Here is a 13,846-nt window from a genome sequence, read left to right on the forward strand (position 1 = left end):
GCTCACTCCTCCTTCCCGATCCGTTCATGCAAAAAGTGCGCCAACTCGCCGAGCGGTACATTCGTTTGCTCGCCGCTCGCCATATGCTTTACCGCCGCTTCCTGTCTCTCGAGTTCTTCATCGCCGATAATGGCGACAAACGATGCCCCAAGCCGGTCGGCGGCCTTCAGCTGCGCCTTCAATTTTCGGCCCAAATAATCTTGATCGACCCTCAATCCAAAGCGGCGCAATGCATAAACGAGGCGGACCGCCTCGTCTTTCGCCCGCTCACCGACAGCGACGACATAGCAGTCAAGCCCACTCTCCACCGGCAATTCCACTCCTTCGGCGTCAAGGGCGGCCAACAGCCGCTCGATGCTCAAGGCAAAGCCGATGCCCGGCGTCTCCGGACCGCCGATTTCTTGGACAAGCCCGTTGTAACGCCCGCCGCCGCACAGCGTCGCCGCCGCGCCAAATCCTTCCGCTTCGCTCATAATTTCAAACGTCGTGTGGTTGTAATAGTCAAGCCCGCGCACGAGCCGCGCATCGATGACAAACGGGATGCCGAGCGCTGTCAAGTATTGTTTCACTTTCTCAAAATAGGCGCGCGATTCGTCATTTAAATAGTCTAAAATCGACGGCGCCGTCGCCATCAGCTCATGATCGCGGTCTTTTTTGCAGTCGAGAATGCGGAGCGGATTCGTATGAAGCCTCGTCTGGCAGTCCGGGCACAGCTCGTGGATGCGGTTTGAAAAATGGCGAACAAGCGCCTCTCGGTGCGCCCGGCGGCTGTCAAGGTCGCCCAAGCTGTTAATGACAAGCCGGATCCGTTTTAAGCCAAGCGCTTCGTAAATATGCATCGCTAGCGCCATCACCTCGGCGTCAATCGCCGGATCGCTGCTGCCGAGCGCCTCGACGCCGAACTGGACGAACTGGCGGAACCGTCCCGCTTCCGGACGCTCGTAGCGAAACATCGGCCCGCTGTAATACAATTTCAGCGGCTGGTTCGGACTGCCGTACAGCTTATGCTCGACAAACGCTCTGACAACCGGCGCCGTTCCTTCCGGGCGGAGCGTCAGCGCGCGCCCCCCTTTGTCTTCGAACGTGTACATTTCTTTTTGCACAATGTCCGTTGTATCCCCCACGCCGCGCAAAAAAAGCTCCGTATGTTCAAAAATCGGCGTCCGGATTTCCTGATACCCATACCGGCTGCAGAGGCTGCGGGCAATGTGCTCGACATATTGCCATTTTTCCGAGTCACCCGGCAGCACATCTTGTGTCCCTCTTGGAATTTGAAAAGCCATGCTCATCCTCCTTTGCCCAAAATAAAACGCCCTTGTCCCTGTGATCGATAGGGACGAGAGCGTCATTCCCGCGGTGCCACCCTAATTGAAGCCGATCCGGCTTCCGCTTGTCGCCATTAACGCATGGCACACGTTCCCCTTTACTGGCGCAAAGCGCGTTCAAAGGGAAACCTACGGAGTGTCTTTCGTTAAGCCATCATGGAGAAGCGCTCGCAGCCTTGGGCGCTTCCTCTCTGGCCATGTGGACCTTAACTACTTTTCTCCATCATCGGTTGTTCCGTATGAGAAAGATGTAATTTTATATTACGGACAATCTCGCCCGTTTGTCAAGTTGTCCTAGCAGCTGTGATTCATGGTTGTTCGCAAAGAGAAAAACCTTGATGTCTCATCGCATTTTTCTCCTTGTTGTAAAAAAAGAGAGCCGATTCATTGAACCGCCCCTCCATGGGATCGAAGAGGCGGTCCACCTTCGGCTCTCTTTAATGGCGAATCAAATAATCAAACGCGCTTAACGCTGCGGTTGCACCCGAGCCCATCGAAATAATGATTTGCTTATAGGCGCTGTCCGTGCAGTCGCCCGCGGCAAAGACGCCTTCAATGTTCGTCGCGCCGCGTTTATCGACGATAATTTCACCGAAGCGATTCCGTTCCACCGTTCCTTCCAACCATTCGGTGTTCGGAACAAGGCCGATTTGCACGAACACGCCTTGCAATTCGATATGATGTTCTTCCCCTGTTTCCCGGTCAATGTACGTCAAGCCGTTGACTTTGTCCGTGCCGGTGATTTCCGTCGTTTGCGCGTTTTTAATCACCGTTACGTTCGGCAAGCTGTACAAACGATCTTGCAAAACAGCATCGGCCTTGAGTTCAGGGGCGAACTCAAGCAGCGTCACATGGCTGGCGATGCCAGCGAGGTCAATCGCCGCTTCGACTCCAGAGTTCCCGCCGCCGATGACCGCCACGTGCTTCCCTTCGAACAGCGGGCCGTCGCAATGCGGGCAATAGGCGACCCCTTTGTTTTTGAACTCTTCCTCGCCCGGCACGCCAAGGTTGCGCCAACGGGCGCCCGTTGCGATCACAACCGTTTTGCTTTTCAACACGGCGCCGTTTTCCAACTCGACTTCAATCAAGTCTTTTTTCTCGAGTCGTTTTGCCCGCTGCGAGTTCATGATGTCGACGTTGTATTGCTTCACATGTTCCTCAATGCTGGCCGCAAGCTTCGGTCCTTCCGTATATTTGACGCTGATAAAGTTTTCAATGCCGAGCGTATCTAAAATTTGTCCACCGAAGCGCTCCGCAACAATCCCAGTGCGAATGCCTTTGCGCGCTGCGTAAATGGCTGCTGTCGCACCCGCAGGGCCGCCGCCGATCACCAACACGTCGAACGGCTCTTTGTCGGCGAAGGAAGAAGCATCCGGAGCACTCCCTAATTTGGCGAGGATATCTTCAAGCGACATGCGGCCGCTCGCGAACAGTTTGCCGTTTAAAAACACCGTCGGTACGGCCATAATCCCTTTTTGCTCCGCTTCTTCTTTAAACGCCGCCCCGTCGATCATCGTATGCGAAATATCTGGGTTCAACACGCTCATAATGTTGAGCGCTTGCACGACGTCCGGGCAGTTGTGGCAGGTCAAGCTGACGTACGTTTCAAAATGATGTTTGCCTCTGATTTGTTGAATGCGGTCCACGACGTCTTGGCTGACTTTCGGCGGCCGCCCGCTCACTTGAAGCAGCGCCAAAACGAGGGACGTAAATTCATGGCCGAGCGGCACGCCGGCGAAGGTGATGCCGGTGTTTTCGCCGACCCGGTTGACGCTGAAGCTTGGCGTTCGTTCCAGCTTCGCTTTTTCCACTTTGATTTTCGACGACATCGCCGTTAATTCATCGATTAAAGCAAGCATATCGCGGGAAACGTTGTCGTCTCCCGCGCTTACCGTCAAGACAATATCATTTTCAAGCAATTGCAAATACTGGGCTAGTTGCGCCTTGATGTCAGCATCCAGCAGCATCGCCTAAGCCCCCCTTAAATTTTGCCGACGAGGTCTAGGCTTGGCTTCAGCGTTTCCGCTCCTTCTTTCCATTTCGCCGGGCAGACTTCACCCGGATGGTTGCGCACATATTGGGCCGCTTTAATTTTATCAATCAGCGTGCTGGCGTTGCGGCCGATGCCGTCCGCATTGATTTCCACCGCTTGAATGACGCCGTCTGGATCGATGATGAACGTGCCGCGCTGCGCCAATCCTTGTTCTTCATCGAGCACATCAAACATGCGCGACAGTTGATGCGAAGGATCGCCAATCATCACGTATTCGATTTTGCTGATGGCTGGCGATGTATCGTGCCATGCTTTATGAGTAAAGTGAGTGTCGGTCGAAACCGAGTACACTTCCACGCCAAGTTCTTTAAACGTCGCGTAGTGATCTTGCAAATCTTCGAGCTCCGTCGGGCAGACGAACGTAAAGTCCGCTGGATAGAAGCAAACGATGCTCCATTTCCCCATGAAGTCTTGCTCTGTCACTTCGATGAATTCGCCGTTGTGATACGCTTGGGCACGGAATGGTTGTACTTTTTTCCCAACCAAAGACATTGCTTCATCTACCTCCTGCGACTGTTAATTTATAATAATTTTAAACCAATACTTATTATCATATAGGGGCATATGTTTGTCAATACATATGCAATGGATTTTTTCCTCTACCGAGCTGGATCAGTGTTGAGCGGATGCGCAGCGCTCATTCGCAGCTGTTTCGTCTGAACGGCCACACCGCCTAGGCCCACGAAACATCCACACGCCCCGTGCGCTCCTTCCAACTCGCCATGTTTACGGGCGGGGCTGCTGTTTTTTCAACATTTGTACGTCTTTCGGCGCCACACCGAATTCGGATGCCAACTCAAACGCTCTATATTGGGCCTCGAGCCGCACCCATTCGTGAAAGTCGACGGACAGCACATCGTTTGTCCGGTGCGCCTGCTCGCCTCTTTTGGTTTGCCGCATCGCGCTCCTCCTTTCTCTATCGCCGCACTTGTTTTCATCTTTCCCATTTTTCGCCGAAAATAAAAAAGAAACCGGGAAACTTCATCTGTTTCCCAGTTTCTCGCTGCTGTCGATGATCAAGGTGACTGGCCCGTCGTTTGTGAGCGATACGTCCATCATCGCACCGAATACGCCGGTTTCTACATGAACGCCTCTTTCGCGCAAAGCGGCGTTGAACGCCTCATACAGCGGCAAGGCATGGTCGGGCTTGGCCGCCGCCATAAAGTTCGGGCGCCGGCCTTTTCGGCAGTCGCCGTAAAGGGTGAACTGCGACACCGACAGCACCGCCCCGCCGACGTCAAGCAAGGAGCGGTTCATTTTTCCGTCTTCATCTTCAAAAACGCGCAAATGAGCGATTTTCTCAGCCAAATAGGCAGCATCGTCTTCTGTATCTTCATGCGTGATGCCAAGAAGGACGACAAAACCCGCATCAATGGCACCAACGACTTCGCCGCCGACGGTGACTTTTGCCTCTTTCGCCCGCTGGATGACCGCTCTCACTTGCATCCCTCCTTTCGCCGCCCTTAGTTGTTCATCAAGCGCTGGACGGAATAAATGTCGGGAATTTGTTTGATTCGTTCGACGACTTTTTGCAAGTGGCTCAAATTATGAATGGCGATTGTCATATGGATCGTCGCAATTTTATGTCGGTGGTCTGAGCGTCCCGAGACGGCGGAAATATCGGTGCGCGTTTCATTCACCGCCTGCAGCACCTCATTCAGCAAACCGCGGCGGTCAAATCCGGTGATCTCAATGTCCACGTTATATTCACGCTCGCCGTTTGCTCCGCTCTCCCATTCTACGGCAATCAACCGATCGGCCGCTTCTTCGGTCTTGACGTTCGGGCAATCGGCGCGGTGGACGGAAATGCCGCGGCCGCGGGTAATGAAGCCGATAATTTCATCGCCCGGCACCGGGTTGCAGCAGCGCGACAAACGGATGAGCAAGTTGTCCATTCCTTGGACGCGAATGCCGCAGTCGCGCTTTTTGCCAGCTGGCAGCTTGGCTTCGAAGACCGCTTCGGCCAGTTTGCGCTGCTGTTCCTCGAGATCGCGCTGCTTTCGCCATTTTTCCGTCAACCGATGGGCGATTTGCGCCGCTGTGATGCCATGATAGCCGACTGCCGCATACATATCGTCTTCGTTCGAGAAGTTGAACTTTTCGGCGACGCGCTTTACGTTGTCCGCCGTCATCACTTCTTTCGGCTCAAAGCCGAGGCTGCGCACCTCTTTTTCCACCATCTCTTTGCCTTTTTCGATGTTTTCTTCGCGCCGTTGCTTTTTGAAAAACTGGCGGATTTTGTTGCGCGCCTGCGACGTTTTCGCCAGTTTCAGCCAGTCTTGGCTCGGACCGTACGAATGATTGGAAGTTAAAATTTCGACGATGTCGCCCGTTTGCAGCTTGTAGTCAAGCGGCACCATTTTGCCGTTGACTTTCGCCCCGATCGTCTTGTTGCCGATTTCCGAATGGATGCGGTAAGCGAAATCGATTGGCACCGATCCGGCCGGCAGCTCGATGACATCGCCCTTTGGCGTGAAGACGAACACCATGTCGGAAAACAAATCCATCTTGAGCGATTCCATGAACTCTTCGGCATTGCTGGCGTCGTTTTGCCATTCCAAAATTTCCCGAAACCAAGACAGCTTTTCTTCAAACGAGTTGGGTTTGATCGTCTTTCCTTCTTTGTACGCCCAGTGGGCGGCGATCCCGAACTCGGCGATTTGATGCATTTCAAACGTGCGGATTTGCACCTCAAGCGGTTCGCCTTTTGGGCCGATCACCGTCGTATGGAGCGATTGGTACATGTTCGGCTTCGGCATGGCGATGTAGTCTTTGAAGCGGCCTGGCATTGGCTTCCAGCATGTATGAATAATGCCGAGCACAGCATAGCAGTCTTTGATGCTGTTGACGATGATGCGGACAGCGAGCAAATCGTAAATTTCGTTGAACTGTTTATTTTGCATCACCATTTTTCGATAAATGCTGTAAATATGTTTCGGACGCCCGGAAATTTCGCAAGGAATATGCACTTCGTTGAGCCGTTCGCGCACTTCTTGAATGACTTCCTCCAAATATTGCTCGCGCTCGGCCCGCTTTTTCTTCATTAAATTGACGATGCGGTAATATTGCTGCGGGTTTAAATAGCGAAGCGCCGTATCCTCAAGCTCCCATTTGATTTTCGAAATGCCGAGCCGATGCGCGAGCGGAGCGAAAATTTCGAGCGTCTCATTGGCAATGCGCCGCTGTTTTTCGGCCGGCAAATGTTTCAATGTCCGCATATTGTGCAGCCGGTCGGCGAGCTTGATCAAAATGACCCGGATATCTTGCGCCATGGCCAAAAACATTTTCCGGTGGTTTTCCGCCTGCTGTTCTTCCTGCGATTTATATTTAATTTTCCCAAGCTTCGTCACCCCGTCGACAAGCATCGCCACTTCCGCGCCGAACTCGCGCTCGAGGTCTTCTTTTGTCGCCTCGGTGTCTTCGATGACATCATGCAAAAACCCGGCGGCGATCGTTGTCGCGTCCATCTTTAAGTCCACCAAAATGCCCGCGACTTGAATCGGATGGATGATGTATGGTTCGCCCGATTTCCGAAATTGGTCGCGATGGGCGTGCTTGGCAAACTCATACGCCTTTTTCAAAAAGGCGACGTCTTGTTCCGACAAATAACAGCTCGCTCGTTCAAACACTTGCTCCGCTGTCAGCACTTGTTCATTGGCCATAGGGTTGAATCACCTTTTTAATCGATTAAAATTGAAGCTGCAAAGCGCAGAGGTCCGTTGCGTTCATACGGTTAATAAGAAAGAGCACTCATGTGTGAGTGCCCCTTTTTTCTTTATTGTATCCGAAGATGCGAACAATGTCGACTGTTTAAAACTGCATCAGCGTCAAAATGTCGTAGCCTTCCAATTTTTTGCGGCCGCCAAGCTCGGTGAGCTCAATCAAAAACGCCAATCCGGCCACCACTCCGCCGAGCTGTTCCACCAAATCGATCGTCGCCCGCATCGTCCCGCCCGTCGCGAGCAAATCGTCGGTGATCAACACACGCTGCCCTGGCTTAATGGCATCTTTATGCATCGTCAAGACATCTGTTCCATATTCCAGGCCATACTCCACACGGACGACTTCGCGCGGCAGCTTCCCTTCCTTGCGCACCGGCGCAAACCCGACGCCAAGCGCATAGGCGACTGGGCATCCGATGATAAAGCCGCGCGCTTCCGGACCAACGACGATATCGATTTGTTTTTCGCGCGCATATTGAACAATTTGGTCGGTCGCGTATTTGTACGCCGGACCGTTGTCCATCAGCGTGGTAATATCTTTAAACATGATGCCCGGCTTCGGGAAATCGGGCACAATCGTAATGTATTGTTTTAAGTCCATGATACGTTTGCCTCCTCGTGCGTTTGCGAACGTGTCATTTCCGCCAAACAGCGTTTCAATTGCTCGTAAGTGGAATAGACTAACTGATGCTCCGCCTCGAGCTCGTCCCGCCGCCGGCGGTACGTCGGCGATTCGTGCAAATCGCGCTTCGCCGGCTGATGAACGAGCGAAATGACGCCGTTTTGTTCGCTGATAAAGTCAAGCTCTAAAAATACTTTCGCCATAAAATGAACCGTCTCTTCCGTCCAACCGCGGGCGCGGGCCAGCTCACCGCCGCGCTTGGCGAGCGGAAACGAACGGTGTTGATGCAAAAAGGCGTAAAACCATTTAAAATGTTCGCGCGTCGGAAACGTGCGGAAAAATTGCGCCTCGGGCTGGGCGAACACCGCGTAAATGCGCGCCGGCCGCCCGCTGCCAAGAAGCGCCGACAGCAAGGCCAGCCGCGGCGGCACGTCAAGCAGCACGACATAGCGGTCGTCAATCGATAAGGCGCCCGCCTCTTCTTCGGTCGGCACGCAATGAAGCTCCCCGCGAAATGGCGCCACGTCCGGGCGCTGCCCAGTTTCGCAGCGAAAGGAGACGACTAGCCGCTTCTCTTTTGGCAGCCGCTCAAGAAGTGGACGGACGTCGCGGCAGCCGCGGACGTCAAACAGCTGGCAGTCGCTGACCGCCAGATCACACAACGACAGCTGCGGCTTGGCGAACCCGTTCCATTCGTTCACCGACAGCTCCCCGACCGCCGAAATGCGCGCATCCGGAGCGATTTCTTCGCATAACGGCCCGAGGCCGAAGCCGATGGCATCGATCGCGGCCCCGTCTTGGGAAAAGACGGCTTTCATATGGGCTCCGTTCGCCCCGACGCGCCGCATCGTTTCAACGGACGCCCCTTCAATGAGAACAAGCGGCCGCGGATTGCCGACGCCAAACGGAGCGAACCGCTCAAGACCGCGGGCGGCGTCGAGCGTCAACTCAGCAATCGAACAGGAAGCATCGATGAACGTCGGCGGCGTAAAATCGTCCTCAGACAACGTTTCGGCGGCGATGGCGTTCAGCCGTTGCCGCAATTCTTCGACATCATCAAGCGCCAATGTCATCCCCGCCGCCATCGGGTGGCCGCCAAAGTGCGGCAACAGGTCGCGGCATTGCGACAGGCTGGCGAATAAGTCAAACCCATGAATGCTGCGGGCTGACCCTTTGGCGATCCCTTTTTCCCGGTCGATGGAAAGCACGACCGCCGGGCGGTAAAACTGCTCGACAAGCTTAGAAGCGACAATGCCCACCACTCCGGCATTCCATCCTTCGCCTGCCACAACCAAGACGCGATGTTCCTCAGGAGGAAATTGGCGGCGCACCATGTCCGCCGCTTCTTCAGCGATTTGTGCCACAAGCTGCTGACGTTCGCGGTTTAACTCGTCCATCTCCGCCGCCAGCTGCACCGCTTCGTTCTCATCGTCCGTCATTAAGAGCGCCACTGCCGGATCGGCGCCGCCGAGGCGCCCCGCCGCGTTCAAGCGCGGAGCGATGACAAATCCGACCGTCTGTTCGTTGATGGCCGCCGCATCAATGCGGCATTGCCGAAAAAGAGCGCGCAGCCCGATGCGCTCCGTCGCTCGCAACGCTTCAAGCCCGTGTGCAACAAAGAGGCGGTTTTCCCCAACAAGCGGAACCAAATCAGCGATCGTGCCGATCGCGACCAAATCAAGCAAATGGCGCGGCACCCGCCCAAGCAAGGCATGGGCTACCTTAAACGCAACGCCGACGCCGGCTAAATCGCGAAACGGATATGTACTTCCCGGCTGCTTCGGATGAATGATCGCATGCGCCTCCGGCAACACCGGACCTGGCTCGTGGTGATCCGTTACGATGACATCCATCCCCCACTCGTTGGCGGCCGCAATTTCCTTGACCGCCGCAATCCCATTGTCGACGGTCACAATGACGGAAACGCCGCGCTCTTTTGCGGAGCGAAACGCCGCCATGTTCGGCCCGTATCCTTCCGTAAATCGGTTCGGAATGTAGAACTCGACCGACGCCCCCGCCTCCTTGAGAGCACTCACCATCACCGACGTGCTGCAAACGCCATCGGCATCGTAATCGCCGTATACCAACACGCGTTCACCCGCGTCGATCGCCCGCTTTAGACGCTGAATCGCTCGCTCCATCCCGTCAAGCAAAAACGGATCATGAAACGGTTGCTCAAGCGGATTGAGAAACGCCGCCGCCTCCGAGGCCGTCCGCACCCCGCGGCGGACGAGAAGCCTCGCCAATAAGGGCGTGACGCCGGCTTCCTCAGCCAGCCGCCTCACCGTCTGCTCATCGAGGCGCTCCACCTCCCAACGCGTTTTCGCTTTCAACATGTCTCCCACCTCAACTCTCCTTATTATACAAAAAGGAGAAAAGGGCAGGCAACGACATTACGGTTTTTTTTCCGGGTTGTACGGGTTGATGTGAACCATGACATTGCGGACGCGCGGCAGCGTCAGCAGTTTTTCTTTCACTTTCTTTCCGATCCGGTGCCCCTCTTCGACCGTCAATCGCGGATCGACGGCGATTTTCAAATCGACGATGACGTAATGGCCGTGCTCGCGCGCATGCAGCTCATTGATTTGCCGCACATCGGGAATGGACAAGACCGCCTCGCGCAAATAGCCGGCCTCCTCCTCGTGAAGCACATGGTCGATCGCCGTATGGACCGACTGTCGGCCAAGGTCCCATGCCATTTTCAGAACAAGCAGCGAGACGAACAATCCGGCGAGCGGGTCGGCATATACAAGCCAGTCAATCTCCCATTTTCCACCGACAATGGCGGCGCCGACGCCGATGAGCGCAGCAAACGACGAAAACACATCCGATCGGTGCTCATAGGCGTTGATGATCAGCGCATCGCTGTTTAGCTTTTTCCCGAGCCGGTATTTATAGCGAAACATCGCTTCTTTGACAGCAATCGACAACAACAAGACGTAAATGGCGGCCGCCCCGGGCGGCGACAGTGGGGCGAAAAATGACAGAAACGCCGAGCGCCCGATCTCGATCCCAACGAGAAATAGAAGAACCGCCACAATAATGGCGGCGATGGATTCCGCTTTCCCATGCCCGTACGGATGATCCTCATCCGGCGGGCGCGCAGCGGCCCGCAGTCCGACCCAAACGGCGAACGAGCCGGCAACATCGGACGCTGAATGGGCGGCATCAGCGATCAACGCTTGGCTTTGGCTCCACACGCCGACCGCCGCCTTGACGACGGCGAGCGCCATGTTGCCGGCGATGCCGACGACCGCTGCTGTTTTCGCCTGCCTGAACCGCTGTTCGTGTTCCATGGCCATCTCCCCCACCTTTGCATTCAGCAGCCTCACGCGCTGCCTATGTTGCATCTGACGGTTAGTGTATCCATTTTCCGCCCCGAGCATTGCACCGAACAAAAAAGGCGCCGGAAAAGCACATTCACTTTTCCGGCGCGCTGTTACACCTGCGGTTCGGCCTCGGCCGCCGCTTTTTTGGCTCCTTTCCCTTTTTTGAGCTCCTGTCCTTTCCAAACGACCCAAAGCTGAGAAGCGATGCAAAGCGACGAATAGACGCCGCACACAAGTCCAACGAGCAAGGCGAGGTTGAAATTGCGGATCGCTTCGCTGCCAAAGATGAGCAACGCGATGACCGTAAACAAGACGGTCAAGACGGTATTGACCGAGCGCGTAAAGGTTTGCTGCAACGCCCGGTTGACGATATGCTTCAAGTCGTCGACCGTTTTCACTTTCCGCTTTTTCATCAAATCCCGGATGCGGTCAAACGTGACGATCGTATCGTTGATCGAGTACCCGATGATCGTCAGCACCGCGGCGATGAATGTCAAATCGACTTCAAGACGCGTCAAGCTGAACACGGTAATAATAAAAAACGCATCGTGCAATAAGGCGACAATGGCTGCGAGCGCCATTCGCCACTCAAAGCGAATCGTCACGTAAAGAATGATGCCGATGGATGAAATAAGCACAGCAATGAGCGCATTGCGGGCCAGCTGCTTGCCGACGACCGGAGAGACGGTGCTGATGTTTGGTTCGTTGCCATACGCTTGCTTCAATTCATTTTTCAGCTTGGCAATTTCTTGCTTATCGAGCACGCCAATCAAGCGGACGACGCCTGTTTTCCCATCCGTGCCGGACAGGACGACATCTTCCGGCTTGTAGCCGAGCCGCTCGAAATAGCCGCTCAACTCTTTTGCATCGATCGGCTGGCTGCTCGTCACCTCAACGCGCGTTCCGCTCGTGAAGTCAATGCCAAGATTCAGCCCCAGGGCAAACAACGAGATGACGCCGGCGATCGTCAATGCGCCAGAGAAAATGAAAAACTTTTGGCTATGTTTGACAAAATCCCAGCGGTCAAACTTCGTCGGCACTTCCGTTTCCTCGGTCGTTTCGGCAATGTTTAAGATTTCCGACTTTTTGACGCCAAACCACTCCGGCTTTTTATCGAGCCAGCGGCTTGACACAAGCAGTCCGAGCAACAGCCGCGTGCCGTAAACGGCGGTGAGAAAGCTGACGACGATGCTGATGATGAGCGTCGTCGCAAACCCTTTCACCGAGCTTGTCCCGTAAATAAAAAGAACAGCGCCGGCGATGATCGTCGTAAGGTTGGCGTCAAAAATCGTCGCAAACGACCCGCGGTTGCCAGCACGGAACGCCGACAGCATCGACTTGCCGAGCTTCAGCTCCTCTTTGATCCGTTCGTACGTAATAATGTTGGCATCGACCGCCATCCCAACCCCTAAAATAAGGGCGGCAATGCCCGGCAGCGTCATCACGACGTTCATCCAATCAAACAAAAGCAAAATCAAATAAATGTATACCGACAGCGTAATGACGGCGATGATCCCGGGAAGCCGGTAAAACCAAATCATGAACAAGAAGATCGCCGCCACACCGATGATGCCGGCCAACACCGTTTTTTGCAGGGCGTTTTTCCCAAACTGAGCGCCGACGGACGTGGAGTAAATTTCATGCAGCTCGACCGGCAGCGCGCCGGCATTGAGCAAATCGGCCAGCTGTTGCGCTTCTTTGACCGTAAAATTGCCGACGATCGACACATCCGTCTGATTGAACACTTGGTTGACTGAAGCGGCGGAAATAAATTTCGGATCCGCTTTGCCCGCTTCTTTCCGGTAGGAGTCCACCCCTTCTTTAAAATCGAGCCAAATGACTAAAATGTTGTTTGGCGGCCCCATTTTATATACTTTTTCCGTCACCTGGCGGAACTTGTCGGCGTCTTTCAATTTCAGAGCGACGCTCGGCCGGCCGTTTTCATCAAACGACAGCTTCGCTCCGCCTTGGACGAGGTCGCTTCCGTCCATAAGCACGTTGTCATTGACATCGCGGAACGTCAATTTCGCCTGCGTGGACAAAATTTCGCGCGCCTCATTTTGGTCTTTCACCCCGGCGAGCTGGACGCGGATGCGGTTTCCTCCCTCGATGTCAACGCGCGGCTCGCTGACACCAAGGACGTTGATCCGTTTATTCAGCGCGCTGACGGTGCTTTGCAGCGTCTCTTGATCAATCTTATCGCCTTTTTTGGCCGGCTTCACTTCATACAGCACTTCAAAACCGCCTTGCAAGTCAAGGCCCAGTTTGATGTTATGTACAATTCCTTGAATCGTCGGCCCCATCACTCCGGCGAACAAAAGCAGGAGCAGAAAAAAGGCGACGATGCGGCTTCGTTTTACCATTCTCCTTAAGATCCTCCTTCAACTTGCCTCGGCGCCGTCCGCCGCAGCGCCAAGCAAAACATTGGCCTCGCCTTCCATTATGAAACAGCAGCCGGCAAGTGTCAATTTTCCACTATAACAACTCCTTTAAAACCCGCTCCAACTCATCATCGCCGGCCGCCTGCTGCTTATACGAACGCATCGTCAAAAACATCATATACTCGCTCGGCGAAAGAGAGAAAATGTCGCTGACCAACTCATGCAGTTTTTTTTCCGCCGGCCGATGCTTCCACTTGCGGGAACATAAACATTCCCACAGCCCGTCCATCGTCACTTGCGTATAGCCGAGAAGACGAAACTCATCGCACTTCGACTCGAGCGCCGGCATGAGCTGTTCGCGCAACTTCCGGTTTTCCTCCATCCCCCATCCCCCCTTGTATCCATTGCCGCCTG

Annotated in this window: 11 protein-coding genes and 1 other annotated feature; all 11 genes read right to left on the reverse strand. The window is 54.6% G+C overall.

All coding sequences use genetic code 11. The features are described from left to right. Positions 1-2 precede the first annotated feature (2 nt). Positions 3-1,283, reverse strand: coding sequence for a histidine--tRNA ligase (hisS, locus tag GZ1_RS01480; RefSeq protein WP_033006345.1), 1,281 nt, complete (start codon positions 1,281-1,283; stop codon positions 3-5). Between the two features lie 46 nt (positions 1,284-1,329). Beyond that, positions 1,330-1,561 (reverse strand) — a binding site (T-box leader). Positions 1,562-1,762: 201 nt separating this feature from the next. After that, positions 1,763-3,292: an alkyl hydroperoxide reductase subunit F gene (gene ahpF, locus GZ1_RS01485; RefSeq protein ID WP_011232051.1), complete on the reverse strand. Its 1,530-nt coding sequence runs from the start codon at positions 3,290-3,292 to the stop codon at positions 1,763-1,765. A 14-nt stretch (positions 3,293-3,306) separates the two neighbouring features. Then, the gene (ahpC, locus tag GZ1_RS01490; RefSeq protein ID WP_011232052.1) at positions 3,307-3,870 is read right to left on the reverse strand and encodes an alkyl hydroperoxide reductase subunit C; all 564 of its coding nucleotides are present in this window, start codon (positions 3,868-3,870) and stop codon (positions 3,307-3,309) included. A 234-nt stretch (positions 3,871-4,104) separates the two neighbouring features. After that, positions 4,105-4,278, reverse strand: a complete 174-nt coding sequence (locus GZ1_RS19140; RefSeq protein WP_020756192.1) for a hypothetical protein — start codon at positions 4,276-4,278, stop codon at positions 4,105-4,107. 81 nt (positions 4,279-4,359) lie between these two features. Then, a complete protein-coding gene (dtd, locus tag GZ1_RS01495) occupies positions 4,360-4,818 on the reverse strand; it encodes a D-aminoacyl-tRNA deacylase (RefSeq protein WP_011232054.1) in 459 nt (152 codons plus the stop codon). 23 nt (positions 4,819-4,841) lie between these two features. After that, complete coding sequence (locus GZ1_RS01500; RefSeq protein ID WP_011232055.1) at positions 4,842-7,040, reverse strand: RelA/SpoT family protein; 2,199 nt, start codon at positions 7,038-7,040, stop codon at positions 4,842-4,844. A 148-nt stretch (positions 7,041-7,188) separates the two neighbouring features. Further along, entirely contained in the window at positions 7,189-7,701 is a 513-nt protein-coding gene (locus GZ1_RS01505; protein WP_013144641.1) for an adenine phosphoribosyltransferase, read from the reverse strand. After that, on the reverse strand, positions 7,692-10,058 hold the full coding sequence (gene recJ, locus GZ1_RS01510) for a single-stranded-DNA-specific exonuclease RecJ (RefSeq protein WP_060787752.1): 2,367 nt from the start codon (positions 10,056-10,058) through the stop codon (positions 7,692-7,694). The genes GZ1_RS01505 and recJ overlap by 10 nt, the downstream gene beginning before the upstream one ends. 57 nt (positions 10,059-10,115) lie before the next feature. After that, a complete protein-coding gene (locus tag GZ1_RS01515) occupies positions 10,116-11,018 on the reverse strand; it encodes a cation diffusion facilitator family transporter (protein WP_041468708.1) in 903 nt (300 codons plus the stop codon). A 143-nt stretch (positions 11,019-11,161) separates the two neighbouring features. After that, the gene (secDF, locus tag GZ1_RS01520; RefSeq protein WP_060787732.1) at positions 11,162-13,414 is read right to left on the reverse strand and encodes a protein translocase subunit SecDF; all 2,253 of its coding nucleotides are present in this window, start codon (positions 13,412-13,414) and stop codon (positions 11,162-11,164) included. 112 nt (positions 13,415-13,526) lie between these two features. After that, on the reverse strand, positions 13,527-13,814 hold the full coding sequence (locus tag GZ1_RS01525) for a post-transcriptional regulator (RefSeq protein ID WP_013144637.1): 288 nt from the start codon (positions 13,812-13,814) through the stop codon (positions 13,527-13,529). Positions 13,815-13,846: the final 32 nt, after the last annotated feature.

The organism is Geobacillus zalihae NBRC 101842, from assembly GCF_001544135.1.
GTDB lineage: Bacteria > Bacillota > Bacilli > Bacillales > Anoxybacillaceae > Geobacillus > Geobacillus zalihae.

Coding starts and splice junctions, on each gene's coding strand:
- hisS (WP_033006345.1), bottom strand. CDS start 1,283: ATGGCTTTTCAAATTCCAAGAGGGACACAAGATGTGCTGCCGGGTGAC.
- ahpF (WP_011232051.1), bottom strand. CDS start 3,292: ATGCTGCTGGATGCTGACATCAAGGCGCAACTAGCCCAGTATTTGCAA.
- ahpC (WP_011232052.1), bottom strand. CDS start 3,870: ATGTCTTTGGTTGGGAAAAAAGTACAACCATTCCGTGCCCAAGCGTAT.
- GZ1_RS19140 (WP_020756192.1), bottom strand. CDS start 4,278: ATGCGGCAAACCAAAAGAGGCGAGCAGGCGCACCGGACAAACGATGTG.
- GZ1_RS01500 (WP_011232055.1), bottom strand. CDS start 7,040: ATGGCCAATGAACAAGTGCTGACAGCGGAGCAAGTGTTTGAACGAGCG.
- GZ1_RS01505 (WP_013144641.1), bottom strand. CDS start 7,701: ATGGACTTAAAACAATACATTACGATTGTGCCCGATTTCCCGAAGCCG.
- recJ (WP_060787752.1), bottom strand. CDS start 10,058: ATGTTGAAAGCGAAAACGCGTTGGGAGGTGGAGCGCCTCGATGAGCAG.
- GZ1_RS01515 (WP_041468708.1), bottom strand. CDS start 11,018: ATGGAACACGAACAGCGGTTCAGGCAGGCGAAAACAGCAGCGGTCGTC.
- secDF (WP_060787732.1), bottom strand. CDS start 13,414: ATGGTAAAACGAAGCCGCATCGTCGCCTTTTTTCTGCTCCTGCTTTTG.
- GZ1_RS01525 (WP_013144637.1), bottom strand. CDS start 13,814: ATGGAGGAAAACCGGAAGTTGCGCGAACAGCTCATGCCGGCGCTCGAG.